A 21,936-nucleotide genomic window follows, 5' to 3' on the forward strand; every position below is an offset into this window, starting at 1 on the left:
CCATGGGTAAGATTACCGGCTTTCTGGAAATCGACCGTCAGGACCGCAAGTACCTGCCCGCGGCGGATCGTGTCCGCAACTACAAGGAATTCGTGATTCCGCTGAGCGAGGACGCAACCCGCGACCAGGCTGCGCGCTGCATGGATTGCGGCATTCCCTACTGCCATACCGGCTGTCCGGTGAATAACCAGATCCCGGACTGGAACGACCTCGTCTATCACGCCGAGTGGGAAGAAGCCTGCCGCAACCTGCATTCGACGAACAACTTCCCGGAGTTCACCGGCCGCATCTGCCCCGCCCCCTGCGAGGCGAGCTGCACGCTGAACCTGACCGAGCAGCCCGTGACCATCAAGACGATCGAGTGTTCTATCGTCGACCGCGGCTGGCAGGAAGGCTGGATCGTGCCGCAGGTGCCGACGCAAAAGACCGGCAAGAAGATCGCGGTCGTCGGCTCCGGCCCTGCCGGGCTCGCCGCCGCGCAGCAGCTTGCCCGCCGTGGTCATGACGTCCATCTCTTCGAGAAGAACGCGAAGGCCGGCGGCCTGCTCCGCTACGGCATTCCCGACTTCAAGATGGAAAAGACGCTGATCGACCGCCGCGTCGAACAGATGGAAGCCGAGGGCGTGACCTTCCATTACGGCGTCAATATCGGCGTCGACAAATCCGCGACGGAACTCGAATCCGAATTCGACGCGGTGTTGCTGACCGGCGGCTCCGAAACGCCCCGCGACCTGCCTGTCGAGGGCCGCGATCTCTCGGGCGTGCATTTCGCGATGGAATTCCTGCCCCAGCAGAACCGCCGCGTATCGGACGAGCCCATCGGCCAGGTCGAACCCATCCTTGCCAATGGCAAGCATGTGGTGGTGATCGGCGGCGGCGACACCGGCTCCGACTGCATCGGCACGTCTTTCCGTCAGGGTGCGCTGTCGGTCACGCAGATCGAAATCATGCCCGCCCCGCCGGAGAAGGAGAACAAGCTCCTCACCTGGCCCGACTGGCCGATGAAGATGCGGACCTCCTCCAGCCAGGCGGAAGGTGCAGCGCGCGATTTCGCCGTGATGACCCGCCGTTTTGTCGGCGAGAACGGTCATGTGACGGCGCTGGAATGCATCCGCGTCGACGAGAAGATGCAGCCTATCGAAGGCAGCGAATTCGAGATCAAGGCGGATCTCGTTCTGCTCGCCATGGGCTTCGTGCATCCGGTGCATGAAGGCATGCTGGAAGAGATCGGCGTAGAGCTGGACCAGCGCGGCAACGTGGCCGCCGATACGGCGACCTACAAAGCCAGCAAGGGCAAATTCTTCGCCGCCGGCGACATGCGCCGCGGCCAGTCGCTCGTGGTATGGGCCATTCGCGAAGGCCGCCAGGCCGCCCGCGAAGTAGATCTTTACCTGATGGGAGAGTCGCTCCTGCCCCGCTAGCGGCCCTCCATACGAAACATCGAAAACCCCGCGGGAGCGATCCTGCGGGGTTTTTCTTTGCAATCTTTTCCGGCCACGCCAGATAGGAGTTCCGGATATGGCAAGACATGGGAGCCCTCCCGTGTCATGTCCTGCCGCAAACGAGAAGGATCGGTCCATGCGGAACAGGAAGAATGAGGAATGGCAGGACTGGCTGGAGGGCATCCGGGCGATTGCTCCGCTGCTGCCCGCCGCGCTGCCTTTCGGCATGATGGCAGGCCTTGCAGCCGCCAAGGTCGATTTCGACGCCCTGCTCGGTATCGGCCAGTCGGCGATCATCTTTGCCGGCGCATCGCAGATCGCCATGACCCAGCTCATCGGCGAGAAGGCCCTGCCGGTGATGGCCGTCCTGACGGTGCTGCTCATCAACCTTCGCTTTGCCATGTACAGCGCCTCGCTCTCGCTGCATCTGCGCGGCCTGTCCGCTGCGAAGAAAAGCCTCGCCGCCTATCTGCTGACCGATCAGGCCTATGCGCTGGCGCTGGCCCGGTTCACGCTCCACCCCGACTGGCCGCTGGACAAGAAGTTCCGTTTCTACCTCGGCACCGCGATAACCCTCTGGGTGGTCTGGATGGCGTCGGCGGCGCTTGGCTATTATCTCGGCGCGGGTCTTCCGCCCTCATGGGGCCTCGAATTCGGCGTGCCCATCGCTTTCATCGCCCTGATGGTGCCGGGCCTGCGCGACAGCGCCACCGTCGCAGCCGCCTGTGTGAGCGGCGGCATGGCCGTCATTGCCGCGCCGCTGCCCAACAATATCGGGCTCTTCCTCGCCGCGCTGTGCGGCATCGCCACCGGCTATGTCTGGGAAAGCGTCATGCTCGCCCCGCATGAGGAGGACAACGCATGAGTACCTCGACCCTCTGGCTCATCGTGCTGGCAGCCGGGCTCGGCACCTTCGCGCTCAGGCTGTCCTTCATCCAGATCGCCGACCGGATCGCCCTGCCGCGACCCTTCATACGCGCGCTGCGTTTCGTGCCCGCCGCCGTGCTCTCCGCGATCATCCTGCCCGCCGTGCTGCGCCTGCCCGACGGCACCATGAGTTATGCACTCGACAATCCGCGCCTGCTGGCCGCCATCGGCGCCACGTTGATCGCATGGGCCACACGGAATGCGCTTGTCACCATTCTGGGCGGCATGGCGCTTTTCTGGCTGCTGGGGTGGTTGCTCTAGCCCTGCGTGTCGCGCAACCCGCTCCGCAGCGGATCGTCATCGACACGCGGCTGCCCGCGAAAAGCGGCGATCGCGCGTTCCATTGCAGGGAATTCGGCCCGTAGCTCTTCCCACCCCATCGCCCGCAATTCGTCCATCTCAGCACGGATGGCGGCGACAGGTTCCGTCAGGCCGTTCTTCCGCATCTGCCCGTCCCATGTGTGCCCGAGCGCCACCACAGTGTCCTGCACGGGCCCCACCTCGAAACCGTTCACATAGGTGACGAGCTGCGCGCTGTTGAAAAACAGCAAAAGAAAGGCCGACAGCCACATGACGCGGGTAAAGCGCGCCACGGCGCGCCGCGTTTCCTCCGCCTGATGGAGTTCGGCCTTCGAGGCCGCCTCCCAGCCGCCTTCCACTTCCGTTTCGAAATCCTGCAGCAGATCGAGCATCGGCACGTCCTAGAACTGGAAATAGATGAACGGCGCCACACCTGCCGGCGCGATGGCCCAGATGATCCATATGCCGCCGCCCAGCAGCAATGCCAGCAGCGGCGACGGCAGATGCTTGATCCCCTGCGCCAGCCAGCGGCCCAGATTGCCCGGCGTGAACTGAAAGATCATCGCCAGCACGATGAGCCCCGTCAGGAACGGCGTCGCATATTGCAGCGGCTCGCCCCAATGGCCGAAGCCCGCGAGATAGGTCCACGCCGTGCCGAAGGTATCCGCCCTGAAAAAGATCCAGGTGAAGCAGACGAAATGAAACGTCCACATCACGCCGACGATATGCTGCGCTCCGTCGCCCAGCATGCCGGCGACGCCGCGCGGCCCCGCCTGCGCGGGCGCATAACGCTCGATCCGCGATTTGACGAAACGCTCCAGCCCCAGCATCAAACCATGCGCGGTGCCCCAGAAAACGAAAGTCCAGGCCGCGCCGTGCCACAGCCCGCCCAGAAACATGGTCAGAAAGAGATTGCGATAGGTCGCCTTCTCGCCATGACGGCTGCCGCCCAGCGGAATGTAGAGATAGTCGCGCAGCCAGCTCGACAGTGAGATATGCCAGCGCCGCCAGAAATCCTGCAGGCTCGCCGCGCGGTAAGGCTGGTTGAAGTTTTCGAGAAAGCGATAACCCAACAGCGCCGCGACGCCGATGGCAATGTCGCTATAGCCCGAAAAATCGCAATAGATCTGCACCGCATAGGCATAGACGCCGATCAGGAGATCGCCCGCTCCCACCACGCTCGGATCGAAGAACACGGGATCGGCGATCCCCGTCGCGAGATAGTTCGCGATCACCATCTTCTTGAAGAGGCCGGAAAGGATCAGCACCGTCCCGACGCCCAGATGCTCCCGCGTGAGGCGTGGCGTCTCGTGTAATTGCGGCAGGAAATCCGCCGCGCGCACGATGGGGCCGGCAACGAGCTGCGGGAAAAACGAGATATAGAGCATCACATCGGCAAGCGAGCGCTCTGCCCGTACATGACCGCGATAGACGTCGACCACATAGGAAATACCCTGGAAGGTGAAGAAGGAAATCCCCACCGGCAGGATGATTTGCATGAACGGCAGATCGCGCGCCAGACCGAAACCGTCGAGTAGCGTCGCAAGCGACGTCAGGAAGAAGCCGTAATATTTGAAGAAGCCGAGAATGACGAGCGAGCCCGCGACCGCAACGCCGACGATCCATTTGCGAAGCGCCGGACGCTCGGCACGTTCAAGCCCCAGCCCTGCCAGATAGGCGATCATGGTCGCGGCGAACAGCAGCCCGGTGAAACGCCAGTCCCACCACCCGTAAAACACGTATGAGGCGGCAAGCAGCGCCAGCTTGCGAAAGCCCGGCGTCCAGCGCAGCGACCAGCTGACCGTAAAAACGATCAGGAAGAAGATGCCGAACTCAAGAGTCGGAAAAAGCATGCCGCCGCCCTGACACGACTGCTTTCAGGAAAGGTGCCTCCCGCAGACAGGAGGGCGGTTTTCCGTCCGAAAGCAGCTCAACCAAACGCGCGGTCCACCGTCCGCGCGCACTACGCCACCGTTAACCATCAGGGGGGCATGACGATCGGGTGCATAATCCAATGCGTGGCGGCAAAGCTCAATGACAGAGTTAATTGTTGGTTAATGCCGAAATGCGGACGTCAGGCGCCGAAAGCGGCCAGAAATGTACGCACCGCGGCATGAGCGTTTTCCTTGATCTCGGCCTCGCTGGGCGCCGGCGTCACGTTCCAGAGACGCCGGTTGTGGATCCAGCCCTGGCTCAACAGGATCATCTGCCGGGCGGCGAGATACGGCTCCGTGTCCTGTTTCAGAAACCCTCCCTCGACGGCGCCACGGATATATTCGGCCAGATGCTGTTCGGCATTGGCAGGCCCGCTGTCATAGAACGCCTGCCCCACCTCGGGAAAGCGCCCGGCCTCGGCATAAACCAACCGCAACAGGGCAAGGTTTTCCGGCCTCAGCAAGACCTCCAGAAAACGCTCGCTGAACGCGAGCAGCACCTCTCCCGGCGGCCCCCCGGCCGTGATCGTGCCGGAAATCTCTGCCTCATGCCTGGCCAGAAAGTCCTCGAGCACGGCCTGGAAGAGCTCGTTCTTGGACGCGAAATAGGCATAGAGCGTCCCCTTGGACCCGCCTACTTTCGCCGAAATCTCCGACATGGAGGTACCCGAAAAACCGTCGCGCAGGAAGACGTCCCTCGCAATATCGAGGATCTGACGGCGCTTGCGTTCTCGCCTCGCCTCGCCACTGTCGGCCTGCTGCGGCTTCCCGGTTTCCATGTTCCCGATTCTCAAGGGAATTGTCGCTTTCCCGATTGATAAATGACTTCGCAGAAAGCTATGTTTTCAGTATCGTACCATACTGTACGGTCAAAAATAACGCGCGGCAAACCGCGCCGGGAGGCCATGTGGGAAAAAGGAGCGCGGCGTTGACGGCATTTCACGCTGATGAGCGAAAATCTGCGAAGAATCCGGCCGGACGACGGCACAGGACTTCGCGCCTGACGAGCCTTCTCTGCGTCATCGCCCTCCTTCTGCCCGCCGCCGGCGCCCATCCCGAGGAGGGCGAAGCGCCCGAAGACGGCCTGCCCGTCCGCGTCGAGACCGTCGGCGAGGCATCGGGAACCGCGACGCGCCATTTCGTCGGCCGCCTGGAAGCCGTGAGCACCGTCGACCTTTCTTTCGAGGTGGGCGGCAGGCTGGCGCAACTGCCGGTCCGCGAAGGCCAGGTCGTATCGAAGGGCGACCTCGTCGCCGCTCTCGACCCGACCGATTTCGAACTCGCCGTCCGTCAGGCCGAGGTGCAGCGCTCCCTCGCCCTCAAGGAGCTTGCCCGTTACCGGAAACTGCTGAAGCGGGACAATGTCTCCCAACAGGCTTTCGACCGGGCCCAGGCGGATTTCAGCCTGCGCGACGTCGCGCTGGATCAGGCGCGGCGCAATCTCGACTATGCGACGATCAAGGCGCCGTTTCGCGCGCTGGTGACGCGCCGCCTGATCGACAATTTCAGCGCGGTCCAGCCCAAGCAGAATATTGTCCGGATACAGAACGTCACCGAAATCCGTGTCGCTATCCATGTGCCCGAACAGCTCATCCATCTGACCGACAATGTAAGCGCCATAAACGCCGTGGCGACATTTCCCTTTGCCGATGATTTCGAGCTGCCGCTCGAATATCGCGAGCACGAGACGGAACCCGACGCCGTGACCCAGACCTATAAGGTCACATTCGGTGCACCGGTGCCCGAAAATGCCCCGTCCCCGGAGAAAAAGACCATTCTTCCCGGTATGACCTGTTCCGTCCGCATCCAGCTTGCCGAGAACAAGCCCAATGCGGTTTCCGTACCGCTATCCGCCGTCGATACGGATAGCAAAGGCGCCCCCCGCGTCTGGGTGGTGGATAAAGAAAACTCTACCGTTTCCCCGCAGCCCGTCACGCTCGGGCCCGTGCGCTCCAAGCGTATCGTCGTCCTCGAGGGGCTGAAAAAGGGCGAAACCATCGTCACCGCCGGCACCCGGCTTCTCCGCGAGGGCGCCCGGGTCCACGCCGTCGAACGGTTCTGAACGCGCCAAAGGGGACGATTATGGATATTGCAGGCGCTTCGATCGACAAGCCGGTCAACACATGGCTCATCGTCGCCATCTGCGTGATCGGCGGGCTTTGGGGCCTGATGACGGTGCCCCGTCTGGAAGACCCCAACTTCACCATCAAGAACGCGATCATCTTCACGCCCTATCCCGGCGCCACCGCCGCCGAGGTCGAGGAAGAAGTTACCGAACATATCGAGTCGGCGGTCCAGCAGCTTCCCCAGCTCAAGGAGGTTACGTCCAAATCCACGCCCGGCATGTCCGAGGTGAAGGTGGAGATGAAGGACACCTACGATGCCCGGAGCATCCCGCAGGTCTGGGACGAACTGCGCCGCAAGGTTCGCGATGTCCAGTCGGGACTTCCTCAAAGCGCCGGCCCGTCGCAGGTGAATGACGATTTCGGAGACGTATTCGGTCTTTTCTATGCCGTGACCGCACCCGATTTCAGCGACCGGGAAATCCGCAACATGGCGACTTTCCTGCGGCGCGAACTCCTCACCGTGCCGGATGTGGCCAAGGTCGAGACCGCGGGCGAACCGTCCGAGGCGATCTATGTCGAAGTGACGAACGAACGGCTCGCCTCGCTCGGCATTCCCCTGGATCAGGTAATCCGCACTCTTCAGGCCGAGAACAGTATCGTGCCCTCTGGCGCCATCACGGTAGATGGGCGGCGTGTGCGCGTCTCCGCCGACCCCGGCTTCGATACGGTTTCGCAGATCGAGGCATTGCGGCTTGGCCGGCCAGGGTCGACCGAACAGATCAGTCTGCTCGATGTCGCGAGGGTCAACCGCGAGCCGGTGGAAATCCCGGATCACATGATCTGGATCGATGGCCAGCGCGCCTTCACCCTGGCTATCGCCGGCGTGAAACACGCCAACATCGTGGATGTCGGCGAGGCGGTGGAAAACCGCCTGGAGGATCTCAAGGCGCAGTTGCCGCTCGGCGTCGAACTCCACCCCATCTACGAACAGCACAAGGTCGTCAACGAGGCGATCGATAACTTTATCCTGAACCTCATTCTCTCCGTCTCGATCGTGATCGGCGTGCTCTGCGTTTTCATGGGCTGGCGCGTCGGGATTGTGGTCGGCATCACGCTGCTTCTCAGCGTACTGGGCACCTTTCTCTTCATGCGGCTTTTCGGCATCGAGGTGGAACGCATTTCACTCGGCGCTCTCGTCATCGCCATGGGCATGCTGGTCGACAATGCCATCGTGGTGGCCGAGGGCATGCTGGTGAACATGCAGCGCGGCATGCAGGCACGGCCTGCCGCCCAGCAGGCCGTGACGCGCACCCAGTGGCCCTTGCTGGGCGCTACAATCATCGGTGTCGCCGCCTTTTCCGGCATCGGCCTGTCCAACGATGTGACCGGCGAGTTCATGTTCTCGCTCTTCTTCGTGATTGCGGTATCGCTCACATTGAGCTGGGTACTCGCCGTCACCGTCACGCCCCTGTTCGGCTACATGCTTCTGCAGGCCGGCAGCGGCAATGCCGAAGCCGATCCCTATGACAACGCCGCCGCCCACGCCTATCGCGGCCTGCTGAACCGCATGGTGCGCGCTCGATGGCTCTGCGTGGCGGGCTTCATCGGCATTACGCTCGGCTGTATCGGCCTCTTCGGCTTTGTACCGCAATCCTTCTTCGCCGCCGCGAACACGCCGATCTTCTATCTCGACTACCAGCTGCCCGAAGGCACCGACATCCGGACCACGGCGCATGACCTGCTAGAGATCGAATCCTATGTCCGAGAGCAGCCGGGCGTCGCACAGGTCACCACGCTGGCAGGCCGTGGCGCCACGCGCTTCATGCTGACCTACGACCCGCATCAGCCGGATCCCTCCTACGGCCAGCTCATGGTCCGTATGGATGATCGGGACGACATCCCCGCGCTCGCGCAAAGCCTGCGCAAAACGCTGGGCGAGCGCTATCCGGATGCGCAAATCCGGACCAAGCGCATTGTCTTCGGACCGCCCTCGGACGCCCGGATCGAAATTCGTTTCTCCGGCCATTCGCCCGACACGCTGCGCGCCCTGGGCGACAAGGCCATCGCCGTCCTTCAAGAGAACGGCGATATCATCGACATCCGGCAGAACTGGCGGAACAAGGAACTCACCATCCGCCCCGTCTTCAACGAGGAGCGCGCACGGATCGCCGGTATTACGCGCACCGACCTTGCGCGCGCCATGCGTTTTGCAACCGATGGCATCAAGGCCGGCACCTACCGCGAAGGCGAGCGCCAGATCCCCATCGTGGTTCGCCCTCCGAGCAAGGAGCGCCTCGATGTCTCGCGGCTTGAAGACCGCCTCGTTTCCGGCTCCGGCGAAGCGACCTATGTGCCGGTCACGCAGATCGTGGACCGCTTCGAGTTCGTGCCGCAGGACACGGTCATCCGCCGGCGCGACCGTATCCGCACCCTCACCGTGCAGGCCCAGCCGCGCGGCGAGATAACGGCCAGCGAAGCCCGGAATGCCGTCCTGAAGCAGATCGAGGCCATCGAGCTACCGCCCGGCTATTCGGTTAGCTGGGGCGGCGAATACGAAAACTCGAAAGAGGCACAAGGATCTTTCGCCGCGCAGCTTCCCATCGGCCTTACCGCCATGCTGATCATATCGATCCTGATGTTCGGCAAGATCCGCCAGCCGCTCATCATCTGGCTGCTGATCCCGATGTCGATCTGCGGCGTCACGCTCGGCCTGCTTGTCAGCGGCCTGTCGTTCAGCTTCGTGGCGCTGCTGGGCTTTATCAGCCTGTGGGGCATGTTGATGAAGAATGCGATCGTTCTGATCGACGAGATCGACCAGCAGATCGACAGCGGCAAGGAGAAGCATGCCGCACTGATCGATGCGAGCATCAGCCGCCTGAGGCCGGTTTTCCTCGCCTCGGTCACGACCATTCTGGGTATGATTCCGCTGCTGACGGATGCCTTCTTCGCCAATATGGCGGTCACGATCATGGGCGGGCTCGCCTTTGCGACGATACTGACCCTCGCCGCGGTGCCGGTGCTCTATTCGCTCTTCTTCCGTATCCGGTATCCGAAAGGCAAGGCGCCGCAGGCCACGGGCTAACGCGTACCCGCCATCAGCGCGTGCCAGAGTTTTTCGCCCATCTCGCGCGCACCGGCGGGGCGCAAATGCACATGATCGGGCCAGGCCCGGGGCGGGTCCTGTGTGGCCCAGCGATGGATCGTGCAACGTCCGCCCATTGCCGCCTCGCCGTCCCAGAACCAGGCCCCTTTTTCCGCTGCGACTTCCCGCTGGATCTCGCGCAGCCTGCCAAGTTTGGGCGGCGTCACCCAGCCATCGCCGCACGTCTCTCCCGCTCCGCTGTCGCGCGCGCCGTCAAAGGCGCCGAGCAGGGCAATGGATGCCTGCGGCGCAATCGTTTCCAGACGCTCGATCAAGGCAGCAAGCCGTTTCCGGTAGGCTGAGAGGTCGAGCTCGTCATCGAAACCTTCATTGGTGCCGTATCCCAGAATGACGAGATCGGGCCGCCGCCGCTCGATTTGCGCATCGGCGATATCGTCCCGCCAGTGCGAAACGATCCCGAGCCGCGCCGCCACCACGCCGTAACTATCATACCGGACGCCGCCGTCGCGCCGGACACCCCAGCCCAGCACCCGCACCGGCCCGCCATTGCCCACCGGCGACAATCGCAGATGGTGTGCACCGGCGGCAGGCACGTAGAGCGTCACCAGCCCCGGCGTTTCCCGATAGGTGGAAAGGCGTAAAGGCGCGGCATTGTCGATGGTGAGAGAGAGATAGCCCGTGTCGGGTGCCCCGGCGACCTCCACTTCCACGCCGTCGAACGGCTCGTCCGCATCGAGTACCATTTCCGCATCGGCCCGCGCGGCGCTTGCCACGAAGCCCTGAATACCGAACGCCCCATGCGCATCGGCGGGCAGGCTCGATTTCACCTCCCACGCCCCGCTCATCGAAATCCGATAGTCCTGAACCGAGTAATACTGGTAGGGCACACCCGGTTGCAGGCCCCGTCCCGCATTGCCGTAACGCCGGTTCCACAGCCTGCGCATTTCGCCCGTCAGATGGTCGAGCGAGATATGGCTGTCGCCCAGATGCAGAATGGAAACGGGCCGAGCGCGCGTGCCGTGTTCGATACCGGCAAGGGCAGCATGAAATTTCTCAAGACCCGGCACGGACCCGCCCTCATTACCCGCAGCGCAACCGCTCGTCATAAACAGGATTGTCGTGGCGAAGCCCGCCATCCGCGCCCATATGCGCAAACGGCCCATAGGCTCAATTGGTCCTGCCGAGCCAGCGCCAGTCGTCGCTTCGCCCTGGACGCAAAACGGGCATCGGCGCCGCATTTTCTGCGACCTGCGCCGCCTTCGTCGGTCGGGTTTGCGGTTCCGGTGTCGCTTTATCCATGGCGATGGAGGTCGGCGCGCCTCCCTTGAGGCCCTGTTTCACGCGGTCGGCCATGCGCTTTCCCAGAAGCTCATAACCCGCCATGGAAAAATGGATGCCGTCCTCCGCGCGCAAAAGCCGCTTGCGCCCGAACCTGTCCGCACCATAGGCCTCATAGGCCCCGTTCTCATCGGTACCGAGATCCCGCGTCCGCACGAATTGAATGCCTTCCTTGCGCGTCTCTTCCCTGAAGATGCGATTGAACTTCTGCATATCCGCATCGAATCTCGACGACCGCATCACGGGAAGCTCCATCCAGTAGATCTGTGCGCCGGTCGCCTTGAGCGTATCGATGAATTCATCCACCCGCTCGGCATAGATTTTCTTCCACTCGGGAGAAAAGCGTGCATGCCGTTTGCCGTTCACGATCATGGCCTGACGGTCATTCGTCCCCATCACCACGACGGCAATGTCGATAGGCGTATCCGCGGCTATCTCCTCAACGACCTTGTTCCAGTTGTAATAGTCGTGCCGGACGAGCCCCGTCGCAACTTTCGATTTCTTGATGACCTTGAACCGCTTGTCCTTGCGCAGCACGTGGTAGAGACCCGCCCAGAGCCCGTCGCCCAGCGAGTCCCCCAGCACCACGAGGTTGTACGGGCCTTTATGCGCCACAGGCTCGGGTTTCGCCGCGGGCGCCGCCGGCTTCGCGGGCACGGCCCCCTCTTCGGTAAGCGCCGCCTCGCTGACGCCGCCACCGGCAGAAACCGCCGCGTCTGACAGACGCTGGCTCGGCGTTATGGCCATGGGATCGGCATGGGCCGGGAAAGGCACTGCGAAAAGCGCCATGGCCGCCAACAGCAATGCCGCCGCCGCCCTCCTGCCAGCCATCGACAATTCCAGCTTCAACTCAACCCCCTGGGACCACCAAACCATCGGCATAGCGCCGCAATGGCACGTTTTCGCGCCCGAACGCCTGCTTTTCTCTCAATCAATGCAGCGCTCATGCCCAACGAGAACCCTGCCGATGTCCCGTATCGGGACACAGTCTAAGGGCGTCATAGAGCGATGCAACGAAGGATGGAAGGGGGAAGGAGCCCGGATTGGGTCAGCTCGCGTGCCGGAGTATCTCCGATACAACACGCTCCAGCTCCTTCAGCGAGGCGCATGTCACGGCCTTGTCGCAATAGGGCTGGAGGCGCCGCATTTCGCTGTCGCCGCTGTTCCACATGGAGCGGCCTTCGGGATTGAGCCAGATCACCCGGCGCGCGCGCTCATGCACCTTGTGCAGCAGGTCACTGCGCGGATCGCCATAGTTGGAGCGCGCATCGCCGAGGATGAGGATCGTGGTGCGGTGATCGATATCGTCCAGCGCGAGATCGGTGAAATCCTCGAACGCCTTGCCGTAATCGGTCGACCCGCCGCCATGCTCCTGCAGCGCGGTGGCCATCGCCATTTCGATGTCTTCCGTCTTGAAGAGATCCGTCACTTCGCCCAGCCGGCCGGAGAACGCGAAGCTGCGCACATCCGGCAACACTTCCTGGATGGAATAGAGAAACATCAGCAGGAAGCGCGACACCTGCGCGACCGAGCCGGAGACATCGCAAATCGCCATCACCTTGGGCCGGTCCACTTTCTTCTTCTTCCAGATCGTGTGGAAGAGCAGACCGTCGAACTCGATATTGGCTCGGATCGTCCGGCGCACATCGAGGACGCCACGTTGCGTGACCTTGCGGCGGCGCGAATGCAGTGCAACGAGCTTCTTCGCCATCTTGCGCACGAGCTGGCGGATGATCTTGATGTCGGAGCGGTCCACATTGGTGAGACGCACCTGGGACAACACTTCCTCGCGAAGCTGGCGGCCCGCATTGGCGGTAAAGATTTCGAGCTGCTTCTCGACATAGTCGCGCACCTGCTCGCGCAGCCCGTCGCGCGCCTCGCGCAGATTTTCCGCCCCCTCTTCGTTGCCGGAGGCCTGTCGACGGTCGATTTCCTCGTTCAGCCCGTCGAGACCCATCGCCTCCATGATCCGCCGCGTGTAGAGCCCACGCTGCGTGAAGAGCCGGATATTGTTGAGCTGCGCGTCCCGCGCGCCTTCGGCAAGCGCCATCTGCAATTCGGTCTGGTCGCCGCGTTCGAGAAGCGCCACGAGATCGCGCTCCGCCGCGGCCCCCTCGCCCGCTTCGGTCGCGCCGCCGCTGCCGCCGCCGGATGACGGCCCGCCTTCGCCCTGCTGGCCCTCGCCACTCTGGCCGCCCTGTCCCTGCTGGTCGTCCGCCTGCTGGCCGTTCTCCGCGTCGCCATCGCCCTCGCCGCCCTCGGCTTCCGCCTCCGCGTTTCCGTTGGCCGCTTTCTGGTTCTTGAACTGGTCGAAAGAGAAATAGCGGTCGAACACCTCGTCGAAGGAAGTCTTCTCCTCCTCCGACTTGGCCAGCACCTGTCCCAGCGCGTCCTTCAGCACATGCCGGTCGTCATATCCGACAAGCTGAATGACATCGCCCGCATCGATGGTTTCCGACGTCGAGACGCGAACGTCCGCCGCCCGCAGCGCCCGAATGAAATCGCCGAGAACGTCGCTCATGACCGCTTACTCCGCCGCGGCCTGCGCCTTCGACGTCAGCGCGTTCACTTCCCCTTCGACATTGTCGATATCGTCCTGGAATTTCAGCAGCACGTTGAGCGTCTCGCGTACCATGGCAGGATCGAGATCCTGCGCATGGAGAAGCACAAGCGTGCGCGCCCAGTCGATGGTCTCGCTCACGGCAGGTTTCTTTTTCAGGTCGAGCTCGCGAAGCCCCTGCACGAACGCAACGAGCTGTTCGCGCAGCTTTTCCGACGCCTCCGGCACACGCGCCGCAATGATCTTCTTTTCGAGCGCGGCTTCCGGGAACGGAATATAGAGGTGCAGGCAGCGCCGCTTCAGCGCATCGCCGATTTCGCGCGTATTGTTCGAGGTCAGGAACACGATGGGTGTCGTACGCGCCTTGATCGTGCCGAGTTCCGGCACGGAAATCTGGTAGTCGGCCAGCAGCTCCAGCAGGAAGGCCTCGAACTCATCATCCGACTTGTCGATCTCGTCGATCAGCAGCACCGCGCCGCCCGGCTGCCACAGCGCTTTCAGCAGCGGACGCGGCTCCAGAAACTCCTCGCTGAAAAACGTGTCGTCGAAATCGTGCAGACGCGACATGGATTCTTTCAGCCCATGCGCGCCGGTCATCAGATCGCCGAGCTTCTCCTTCAGCACCTGCGTATAGAGAAGCTGCTTGCCGTATTTCCACTCGTAAAGCGCCTTGGCCTCGTCGAGCCCCTCATAGCATTGCAGCCGGATGAGCGGCTTGCCGACGAGTTCCGCCGTCGCCTTGGCAAGCTCGGTCTTGCCCACGCCGGGCGGGCCTTCGATTAGCAGCGGTTTTTGCAGCCGCTGTGCCAGGAAGATCGAAGTCGCGATCTGGCTGGAGCAGATATAGCCGCTCTTTTCAAAGCCCGATCTGATTTCGTCGATATCATTTGCCGAAGAACTCAACGCCCTGCTCCCGATAGTCCGGTTTCTTGTTGGCGGCACATTATCATGGGCAAAGGACCGCGCCTAACGCCCCATCGGCCTCTCGCTGACCACTGTTGCACGGTACCCCGTCTGATTTTGAACGGTCACACCACTGGCCACCCCGACTGTCAGGGCTATAATCCCCGCCAAACTTCAAAAGAAGCGATATCAGGGAGAAACGAGATGACGGCCATCAATGACGTCGGAGATCTGACAGTAGAAGGCGATATCGGGGTCCTGACCCTCAATTCGCCGCCGGTCAACGCCCTGTCCGCGCCCGTGCGCGAGGCAATTCACGAGGGCATCAAGCAGGCCATCGCCGACGACAAGGTAAAGGCGATCGTGCTCATCTGCGACGGTCGCACCTTCATCGCGGGCGCGGACATCACCGAGTTCGGCAAGGCGCCTTCGGGGCCCAGCCTCTTCGACGCGCAGGACATGATCGAGAATGCGCCCAAGCCCGTCATCGCGGCCATCCACGGCACCGCGCTCGGCGGCGGCCTCGAGGTCGCGCTCACCTGCCATTACCGGGTTGCCGTTCCGTCCGCCAAATGCGGCCTGCCGGAAGTCAATCTCGGCCTGCTGCCCGGCGCCGGCGGGACGCAGCGTCTGCCGCGCATCGTCGGAGCCCAGAAGGCGCTTGAGATGATGACCGCGGGCACGCATGTCGGCGCGAAGCAGTGCCTCGAAATGGGCCTTGTCGACGAACTCGTCGAGGAAGGCAAGCTGCGCGAAGGCGCCATTGCCTTTGCCAAGAAGGTGCTGGCCGAAAACCGCCCGCTGGTGAAGATCCGCGAGCAGAACGACAAGGTCGAAGCCGATCGCGGCCATCCGGAAATATTCGAGAATTTCCGCAAGGCCAATGCTCGCAAGTTCCGCGGCTTCCTGGCGCCGGAATACAACATCCAGTGCATCGAGGCGGCGGTAAACCTGCCCTTCGAAGAAGGCATCAAGGTCGAACAGAAGCTCTTCCGGGAGCTTGTGACGGGCACCCAGTCCGCCGCACAGCGTCACGTCTTCTTCGCCGAACGTCAGGTCTGGAAGATTCCGGATGTGCCGAAAGACACGCCCATCATCCCGGTGGAAAGCGTCGGCATCATCGGCGCAGGCACCATGGGCGGCGGCATCGCCATGAACTTCCTGAACTCCGGCATCCCCGTCACCATCGTGGAGACGAAGCAGGAAGCGCTGGACCGGGGCGTCGCCACCATCCGCAAGAACTATGAGAACAGCGCGAAGAAGGGCCGCTTCTCCATGGAAGAAGTGGAAAAGCGCATGGGGCTGCTCACGCCCACGCTGAAGATGGAAGACCTCGGCACCGCCGACCTCATCATCGAAGCCGTCTTCGAGAACATGGATGTGAAGAAGGACGTTTTCGGCAAGCTCGACAAGATCGCCAAGAACGGCGCCATCCTCGCCACCAACACCTCGGCGCTCAACATCGACGAGATTGCGACGGCGGTGAAGCGCCCGGAAGCCGTGATCGGCCTCCACTTCTTCTCACCCGCCAATGTGATGAAGCTCCTGGAAGTCGTCCGCGCCGACAAGACCTCTAAGTCGGTCATCGCGACCTCGATGCAGGTCGCCAAGAAGATCGGCAAAGTCGCAGCCCTGGTCGGTGTCTGCCCGGGCTTTGTCGGCAACCGCCTTCTTGCCCAGCGTCAGCGCGAAGCGCAGAAGCTCATCATGGAAGGCGCCATGCCCTGGGATGTGGACCGCGTGCTCTATGATTTCGGTCTGCCCATGGGGCCCTTCGCCATGTCCGACCTTGCCGGGCTCGATATCGGCTGGAACAAGGAAAAGTCGAAGGGCGAAACGCTCCGCGACCGCCTTTGCGAAATGGATCGCCGCGGCCAGAAGACCGGTGCGGGCTATTACGACTATGACGAGGAGCGCAACGCGACCCCCTCGCCGGTCGTCGAGAAGATGATCCTCGACTATGCCGCCGAGAAGGGCATCAACCGCCGCCAGATTTCCGACGATGAAATCCTCGAGCGTTGCATCTATCCGATGATCAATGAAGGCGCCAAGATCCTCGAGGAAGGCAAGGCCATCCGTGCCTCCGACATCGATATCGTCTGGATCTACGGCTATGGCTTCCCGCGCTATCGCGGCGGCCCGATGTTCTATGGCGACACCGTCGGCCTCGACAAGGTGCTCGGCAAGATGAAGGAGTTCCAGTCGCAGATGGGTGACGACTTCAAGCCCTCCGCCCTGCTCGAAAAGCTCGTCGCCGAAGGCAAGGGCTTCAAGGATCTCTGATCCCCGATAACGACCTCACATCGCAAGGGCGGGTTACTTAGCGGTACCCGCCCTTTTTCACGCCTCTCTTGCGACCCGCCGCGCGACGCGGCAAAGTTCCGGCAAACGACATGGAACAAGAAGCAGGAGGAAAAGCCGTGAGCACCAACGAACAGATCGTCCGCAACTTCGTTTCCGCATGGTCGCGCCTCGACGTCGACGACCTCACGGATTTTTTCACCCAGGATGGCATCTACCACAACATGATGCTCGACCCCGTAAAGGGTCGCGACAACATCCGCGAATTCATCAAGGGGTTCGCAGGCAACTGGACCGAACCGGACTGGGAACTCCTCAACATCGCCGTCAATGGCCATGTCGTCTTCACCGAGCGCGTGGACCGCATGAAGGTGGACGGGAAGCTCGTTGCTCTGCCCGTCTGCGGCGTCTTCGAGGTTCGGGACGGTAAAATTTCTGCTTGGCGTGATTATTTTGATCTTCCGACCTATACGGATGCGGTCGGTTGATCAACTTCTGCACTACGATACCGACCCGCATGGCGGATCGAAATCCATGCCCGGTTCCCCAGAGCGGCGGGTCGGCGTACGGATGTGGCAGGAGACCGCCGGCGGCATGTCGCCTCCGGATGCGCTTGCTGCATAGAGTTTCGACAGTTCGTTACTCTCTGCGCAAAGCGTGCTTGAAGAGAGCGCCGCGGCGAGCTTGATGCCCGCACCGGTCGAGCCCAAACTTTCGTCGCGCGCGGCCACCGACGAATACTACTCCGATATCGCACCCCCACATTTACGTTCGCAAACGCCCATAGAACTGAGACCAGCGCCGTCTTTTGTTCGTCGGATGGAAAAAGGGCCTCGATACAGCCGAAGACGATGTCGTTAGCGCCTTGCTCCTGCTGAAACATGACTGCAGGCAGACGATCAGCCGCGCCCGTCCTGTCCGGCAATTACTGACGTGGCTCTCCGGGATTTAGCGTAATCGCTGTCCGATAGTTCTGAAATCCGCAGGTGCCACCCCCCAGCTCGCTCAGAACGACAATTCGCGCTCGCCAGACATGCTTTTGAGGGCTCTTGCGGTCCGCCACGATGTCGCTCAATCGTTAACAATCGACCGCGGATACGGTGAAGGAAATGCCACTGCGCATCCTTTAAGAACGATTGGCAGGCATCGAATGATTTTTCATGAACCGCTATTTTGGGAACGATATTTCATGAAATGTGCTTTTGGTGAAGCTATTTTCGCCAGGCATGCTTATTTTTCATATAATTTGTATTTTTGGTATCAAAATTCATAAGTGAGAATCGTTTTTCATGGGTAATGGGGCAGAATTTCATTTTGCAGGGCCGGTGACTGTTTTTCAGGAGAGGCGTCTTCCGGAACGGGCGACCCCTGCCGGGTACAGCGCGTTGATCGAGGCTTGCGGACTGGCAGTGCCTCTACCGCGAACGCTCTCCGCCATTGGCGAGCGCCATCGCGTGTTGGAGGAAGGCGGCTGGCGCATTCTCACACCGCGACATGCGCCGCATCCGACTTTGGAGGGCCATCTCACTTTCGCTCTCAAATATGAGGGGCTCGATCTTGCAGTCCTGAAACGAATTTTCCTGACAGTCGGTGCCGTTCCCATTGAGGCTTTGGTGCGCGACACGCCCACTGGCACATACGCGCGCCGCCTCTGGTTTCTCTATGAATGGTTGATCGGTCAAAGGCTCGATTTGCCCGATGCCCAAGCGGGCCGTTATGCCCCGGTCGTCGATCCGGCGCAGCAATGGGCGGTGGCCGGGGAGACTTCGCCTCGGCATCGCGTGAAGAACAACCTGCCTGGCACGCCGGACTTTTGCCCATTGGTTTTTCGCACTGAAACGCTGGAGCGTTTCGTTGTGTCAAACCTATCGGCGCGCGCGCAAGAAATTGTCGCGAATGTTTCACGCGATCTGCTGGCGCGTACCGCCACCTTTCTCTTGCTCAAAGATTCTAAATCGAGCTATGCGATTGAGGGGGAGCGCGCACCGCAGGATCGCATCCAGCGATGGGGACGCGCTATTGGCGAAGCAGGTCAGCACGAATTGGACCTGGAAGAGCTATTGCGCTTGCAGCGGATCGTCATTGGCGATGCTCGCTTTATCAAGCTTGGTCTGCGTGACGAGGGGAGATTCATCGGAGAGCATGAGCGTGATATGCGCATGCCCTTGCCAGATCATATCAGCGCCAGACCGGAGGACCTGCCGAGTCTGATCGACGGCATGGTCTCTTTCGATAGGGGACCTGCGCGCGATCTTGATCCCGTGATTGCGGCGACCATTCTCGCCTTCGGTTTTGTCTATATCCACCCCTTTGTTGACGGCAACGGCCGTATTCACCGCTACCTTATTCATCACGTGCTGGCGCAGCGCGAATTTAATCCGCCCGGTGTCGTGTTCCCAGTTTCTGCGGCTATTCTGGAGCAGATCGATGAGTACCGGCGTGTCCTGGAAAGTTACTCGACGCGGCTGTTGCCTTTGATCGATTGGGAGCCGACCGAAGATTTCAATGTGCATGTTTTGAACGATACCGGCGATTTTTACCGGTTCTTCGATGCGACGCCCCACGCCGAGTTTCTCTATACCTGCGTGCGCAAGACTATCGAAGAAGACCTACCATACGAGACGGACTTTCTGCGCCGCTACGATCAGTTCCGGCAGCAGGTGACGGACTTCATCGACATGCCGGATCGGTTGATCAACCTTCTGTTCCGTTTCTTGCAACAGAATGAAGGGCAGTTCTCGAAACGCGCCCGCGATCGTGAGTTCGAAGCGCTGACCAATGAGGAAACACAGCGCATCGAACGCATTTATCAAGATGCTTTCGATGGCATGCGCGAATCCGCTCGATGAAGTCGCCCTGGTGTCGGGTTCAAAAAGGTCTTCTTCTGTGATGGTAAGGTTGGGTCGGCTTGCAACCGATAGCCAGTTGCCTGGCTGATCCCCGCCTTGGCCGCGGCCACAGAAACGGTGCGGGTCTGCCTGAGCGTCATGAAGAGCCTCACTTTTTGGTCAGTGACATGACGGCCCGGCATGAACGATCTCCTTACGCAGAAAATCATTCCCTAGCCGAGCCGGTCACGACCGTCAGACCGACCCATTTGGGGCGCAACGCGAGGGTGGGGCGTCGCAGGGAGGCGTAGCCCGACTTGAAAGGCCCACCCCCGCGTTCTCATCCTGGTAGACGCTGGATTCTCACCTTGTTTGTCGCGCGGCAAAGTTGAACGCTTTACTTCGCACTTTCCAAGGAACAGGGCCTCCCTTTAGAGGGGCGCCACCTCGGTTCGCATGACATTGAAAATCCGGTCCGCGTCAGGCTTCGCCACGCCCGCTTGCGATGCAAACTCAGGCCACCTCATCACACTTTCCCGAACCTCGCGCACGATCTCGGCTGCTTTCCTTTCCTTAAACCCGCAATACGCTCCGAAGGCGATCAGGTCGTCATATGTGAAGTGATCACGTTTGCCGTTTAGGCTCATTTGATGCTGATGCGTCCAGTCCCCATTCGGGTTGTAGGAATAGCTCACGTCAAAAGCCGGAGAGAGGCTCCATACCCCCTTTCGATCCATGAGAAACGCAACGTTCTTGACGTGATCGTCCTGGTTTCGCGCGAGAAGGTTGAGAACAGCTCGGCGGTACTGTTGCTCAATTGCGCTGATGGGCAGGCGCAGTAGACGGATCGTCTCTACGGCCTGCTCATATGAATTCGCGCCGGCAAGGTTGAAATCGAAGTGACGCAACGCTGCCAGGGACTGCATGTGCAGCTTTCCGCCGCTCTCGGTGCGATCGAAGCGCCGGGTCATGAAGTGCGCTCGTCCGCCTTCCTCATGCAGGCGACACTGGGTCATTTCGATACCGGCAGCACAAGCCATCATATAAAATCCGTATTCGATGCGGCCGAAGCCCTGTGGATCCGCGAATTCCCTGTCCCGATTGTTGGATATTCCGTCAAACTTCATCAGCCAGTAGGTGAACCCCTCCCCGGCTTCGACCTGTCCGGATCTGAATTCACCGGTCTCTTCGTTCCAGGCAAGAATGGCCTTCGCCCGGGCTCCACCGGCGGAGGTGCCGACGCGGAGGATCTCTTCCAGCTGCTCGTGGTCATCGCCTCCTGTCAGCACCCCTGACAGGTCCTCCCGTTGGTTCAGGACCTGGTTTGCCAGAGAGACCAAGGCCTCGATATCCAACCGTCGCGATTTGCGCACACCGGCCGGTATCGTCGGGTGGAACTCGAGCGCACCCATCCCACGGGTGCCGATGTAGCAGAGACGCTCTACCGGATTGAAACTGGAAGCGCTGCGTCCACGAGCCGCCAACCAGGCGTTGATCAGGGCGTTGCCAAATTTGTCCGGCAACGAGTCCGCGAGTAAGCCGGGTAGCCCTCTAAACGCATCGCGAGGGAGCCCGGGAAACTCGTAAGGAGACTCGCGTAGCGGCATCACGATCGGAGAGAGCTGGATATTGCTTTGGGTGAAGTCGGGCTCATACTGAAAAACGCCAAGGCCGCGATCCGCAACCCAACTCACAGCTCCAATATTCCGCCCCCAGAGGCGCACCTGTGCGTCGGTGCTCATTCGTCACCCCATTCCCAGTCTTCCTTGGAAGATGGTTGCGTCGAGCCGCTCGCGCGACGTCGCTCCCTCCCGCCCAAGCGTACGCGCTCTACCGGACGGACCTCGGGATCCGGCAACGCCTGCACCAAGGCGCCTCCCAGATTGAACACCTCCAACACGCGCAGGATCGTTTCAAGCGACACGTTCCGACCGGCCTCCAGTCGCTTTACAGTTTTCTCGGCAAGCCCAGCCTCGGCTGCCAGGTCCGCCTGCGTGATATTCCGGCTCAGCCTAAGCTTGGCAACGCGATCGCCGATCTCCGCGAGACGCTCTTCCAGAGTCACAGCCTCGCCGATGACGTAGTGTGTCATATGTTACCCCTTAAACTATGATTTTTGCTTATATGGGTAACATATGGACCACTACGTATTTTTTCAATGAGAATCTTATAAGAGTATTTTTTGTCCCCTTAATTACAATTTCAATCGAAAAAGGTTATATATGACCTCTTAA

General features: G+C 61.2%; 17 protein-coding genes and 1 pseudogene. 8 read left to right on the forward strand and 10 right to left on the reverse strand.

What is annotated here, in order from left to right:
* The first annotated feature begins 2 nt into the window (after positions 1-2).
* From FHS78_RS04270 to FHS78_RS04280, 3 genes are all read left to right on the forward strand, one after another.
* Positions 3-1,421 (forward strand): glutamate synthase subunit beta, encoded by a 1,419-nt coding sequence (locus tag FHS78_RS04270; RefSeq protein ID WP_167090666.1) that lies wholly within the window; start codon positions 3-5, stop codon positions 1,419-1,421.
* Positions 1,422-1,578: 157 nt separating this feature from the next.
* Positions 1,579-2,307: an AzlC family ABC transporter permease gene (locus FHS78_RS04275; RefSeq protein ID WP_167090669.1), complete on the forward strand. Its 729-nt coding sequence runs from the start codon at positions 1,579-1,581 to the stop codon at positions 2,305-2,307.
* The gene (locus tag FHS78_RS04280; RefSeq protein WP_167090672.1) at positions 2,304-2,630 is read left to right on the forward strand and encodes an AzlD domain-containing protein; all 327 of its coding nucleotides are present in this window, start codon (positions 2,304-2,306) and stop codon (positions 2,628-2,630) included. The genes FHS78_RS04275 and FHS78_RS04280 overlap by 4 nt, the downstream gene beginning before the upstream one ends.
* Here FHS78_RS04280 and FHS78_RS04285 read toward each other — a convergent pair.
* From FHS78_RS04285 to FHS78_RS04295, 3 genes are all read right to left on the reverse strand, one after another.
* Positions 2,627-3,061, reverse strand: coding sequence for a hypothetical protein (locus FHS78_RS04285; RefSeq protein WP_167090675.1), 435 nt, complete (start codon positions 3,059-3,061; stop codon positions 2,627-2,629). The genes FHS78_RS04280 and FHS78_RS04285 overlap by 4 nt on opposite strands.
* A 9-nt stretch (positions 3,062-3,070) precedes the next feature.
* Positions 3,071-4,522, reverse strand: coding sequence for an MBOAT family O-acyltransferase (locus FHS78_RS04290; RefSeq protein ID WP_167090678.1), 1,452 nt, complete (start codon positions 4,520-4,522; stop codon positions 3,071-3,073).
* Between the two features lie 221 nt (positions 4,523-4,743).
* Positions 4,744-5,382 carry a TetR/AcrR family transcriptional regulator gene (locus FHS78_RS04295; RefSeq protein WP_167090681.1) on the reverse strand — a complete coding sequence of 213 codons (639 nt, stop codon included), beginning with the start codon at positions 5,380-5,382 and terminating at the stop codon, positions 4,744-4,746.
* 149 nt (positions 5,383-5,531) lie between these two features.
* Between FHS78_RS04295 and FHS78_RS04300 the strand changes: the two genes are divergently transcribed.
* Positions 5,532-6,665 carry an efflux RND transporter periplasmic adaptor subunit gene (locus FHS78_RS04300; RefSeq protein ID WP_167090684.1) on the forward strand — a complete coding sequence of 378 codons (1,134 nt, stop codon included), beginning with the start codon at positions 5,532-5,534 and terminating at the stop codon, positions 6,663-6,665.
* A 20-nt stretch (positions 6,666-6,685) separates the two neighbouring features.
* A complete protein-coding gene (locus FHS78_RS04305; RefSeq protein WP_167090687.1) occupies positions 6,686-9,751 on the forward strand; it encodes an efflux RND transporter permease subunit in 3,066 nt (1,021 codons plus the stop codon).
* Here FHS78_RS04305 and FHS78_RS04310 read toward each other — a convergent pair.
* The 4 genes from FHS78_RS04310 to FHS78_RS04325 all read right to left on the reverse strand — a co-directional run bounded on the left by FHS78_RS04310 (position 9,748) and on the right by FHS78_RS04325 (position 14,573).
* Positions 9,748-10,878 carry a GDSL-type esterase/lipase family protein gene (locus FHS78_RS04310; RefSeq protein WP_167090690.1) on the reverse strand — a complete coding sequence of 377 codons (1,131 nt, stop codon included), beginning with the start codon at positions 10,876-10,878 and terminating at the stop codon, positions 9,748-9,750. The two genes, FHS78_RS04305 and FHS78_RS04310, sit on opposite strands and share 4 nt — an antisense overlap.
* Before the next feature lie 61 nt (positions 10,879-10,939).
* Complete coding sequence (locus FHS78_RS04315) at positions 10,940-11,941, reverse strand: SGNH/GDSL hydrolase family protein (protein WP_167090693.1); 1,002 nt, start codon at positions 11,939-11,941, stop codon at positions 10,940-10,942.
* 217 nt (positions 11,942-12,158) lie between these two features.
* Positions 12,159-13,631: a vWA domain-containing protein gene (locus tag FHS78_RS04320; RefSeq protein WP_167090696.1), complete on the reverse strand. Its 1,473-nt coding sequence runs from the start codon at positions 13,629-13,631 to the stop codon at positions 12,159-12,161.
* Between the two features lie 6 nt (positions 13,632-13,637).
* The gene (locus FHS78_RS04325) at positions 13,638-14,573 is read right to left on the reverse strand and encodes an AAA family ATPase (protein ID WP_167090699.1); all 936 of its coding nucleotides are present in this window, start codon (positions 14,571-14,573) and stop codon (positions 13,638-13,640) included.
* A gap of 213 nt (positions 14,574-14,786) precedes the next feature.
* Between FHS78_RS04325 and FHS78_RS04330 the strand changes: the two genes are divergently transcribed.
* The 3 genes from FHS78_RS04330 to FHS78_RS04340 all read left to right on the forward strand — a co-directional run bounded on the left by FHS78_RS04330 (position 14,787) and on the right by FHS78_RS04340 (position 19,723).
* Positions 14,787-16,856: a 3-hydroxyacyl-CoA dehydrogenase NAD-binding domain-containing protein gene (locus FHS78_RS04330; protein WP_425500288.1), complete on the forward strand. Its 2,070-nt coding sequence runs from the start codon at positions 14,787-14,789 to the stop codon at positions 16,854-16,856.
* 137 nt (positions 16,857-16,993) lie between these two features.
* Positions 16,994-17,362 carry a limonene-1,2-epoxide hydrolase family protein gene (locus FHS78_RS04335; RefSeq protein WP_167090705.1) on the forward strand — a complete coding sequence of 123 codons (369 nt, stop codon included), beginning with the start codon at positions 16,994-16,996 and terminating at the stop codon, positions 17,360-17,362.
* 801 nt (positions 17,363-18,163) lie between these two features.
* The gene (locus FHS78_RS04340) at positions 18,164-19,723 is read left to right on the forward strand and encodes a Fic family protein (RefSeq protein ID WP_167090708.1); all 1,560 of its coding nucleotides are present in this window, start codon (positions 18,164-18,166) and stop codon (positions 19,721-19,723) included.
* 29 nt (positions 19,724-19,752) lie between these two features.
* On the opposite strand, the pseudogene FHS78_RS19320 reads toward FHS78_RS04340, so the two are convergent.
* From FHS78_RS19320 to FHS78_RS04350, 3 genes and pseudogenes are all read right to left on the reverse strand, one after another.
* Positions 19,753-19,905 (reverse strand): annotated as a pseudogene (locus tag FHS78_RS19320) (IS21 family transposase); the annotation flags it as partial.
* Between the two features lie 228 nt (positions 19,906-20,133).
* A complete protein-coding gene (locus tag FHS78_RS04345; protein ID WP_167090711.1) occupies positions 20,134-21,444 on the reverse strand; it encodes a type II toxin-antitoxin system HipA family toxin in 1,311 nt (436 codons plus the stop codon).
* Positions 21,441-21,794 (reverse strand): helix-turn-helix transcriptional regulator, encoded by a 354-nt coding sequence (locus tag FHS78_RS04350; protein ID WP_167090714.1) that lies wholly within the window; start codon positions 21,792-21,794, stop codon positions 21,441-21,443. The genes FHS78_RS04345 and FHS78_RS04350 overlap by 4 nt, the downstream gene beginning before the upstream one ends.
* Positions 21,795-21,936 lie beyond the last annotated feature (142 nt).

Origin of the sequence: Parvibaculum indicum, assembly GCF_011762095.1 — a bacterium.
GTDB lineage: Bacteria > Pseudomonadota > Alphaproteobacteria > Parvibaculales > Parvibaculaceae > Parvibaculum > Parvibaculum indicum.

Excerpts from the sequence above, each read along its gene's own strand:
- FHS78_RS04270 (WP_167090666.1), top strand. The coding sequence starts at position 3 with ATGGGTAAGATTACCGGCTTTCTGGAAATCGACCGTCAGGACCGCAAG.
- FHS78_RS04275 (WP_167090669.1), top strand. The coding sequence starts at position 1,579 with ATGCGGAACAGGAAGAATGAGGAATGGCAGGACTGGCTGGAGGGCATC.
- FHS78_RS04280 (WP_167090672.1), top strand. The coding sequence starts at position 2,304 with ATGAGTACCTCGACCCTCTGGCTCATCGTGCTGGCAGCCGGGCTCGGC.
- FHS78_RS04285 (WP_167090675.1), bottom strand. The coding sequence starts at position 3,061 with ATGCTCGATCTGCTGCAGGATTTCGAAACGGAAGTGGAAGGCGGCTGG.
- FHS78_RS04290 (WP_167090678.1), bottom strand. The coding sequence starts at position 4,522 with ATGCTTTTTCCGACTCTTGAGTTCGGCATCTTCTTCCTGATCGTTTTT.
- FHS78_RS04295 (WP_167090681.1), bottom strand. The coding sequence starts at position 5,382 with ATGGAAACCGGGAAGCCGCAGCAGGCCGACAGTGGCGAGGCGAGGCGA.
- FHS78_RS04305 (WP_167090687.1), top strand. The coding sequence starts at position 6,686 with ATGGATATTGCAGGCGCTTCGATCGACAAGCCGGTCAACACATGGCTC.
- FHS78_RS04310 (WP_167090690.1), bottom strand. The coding sequence starts at position 10,878 with ATGACGAGCGGTTGCGCTGCGGGTAATGAGGGCGGGTCCGTGCCGGGT.
- FHS78_RS04315 (WP_167090693.1), bottom strand. The coding sequence starts at position 11,941 with ATGGCTGGCAGGAGGGCGGCGGCGGCATTGCTGTTGGCGGCCATGGCG.
- FHS78_RS04320 (WP_167090696.1), bottom strand. The coding sequence starts at position 13,631 with ATGAGCGACGTTCTCGGCGATTTCATTCGGGCGCTGCGGGCGGCGGAC.
- FHS78_RS04340 (WP_167090708.1), top strand. The coding sequence starts at position 18,164 with ATGGGTAATGGGGCAGAATTTCATTTTGCAGGGCCGGTGACTGTTTTT.
- FHS78_RS04345 (WP_167090711.1), bottom strand. The coding sequence starts at position 21,444 with ATGAGCACCGACGCACAGGTGCGCCTCTGGGGGCGGAATATTGGAGCT.
- FHS78_RS04350 (WP_167090714.1), bottom strand. The coding sequence starts at position 21,794 with ATGACACACTACGTCATCGGCGAGGCTGTGACTCTGGAAGAGCGTCTC.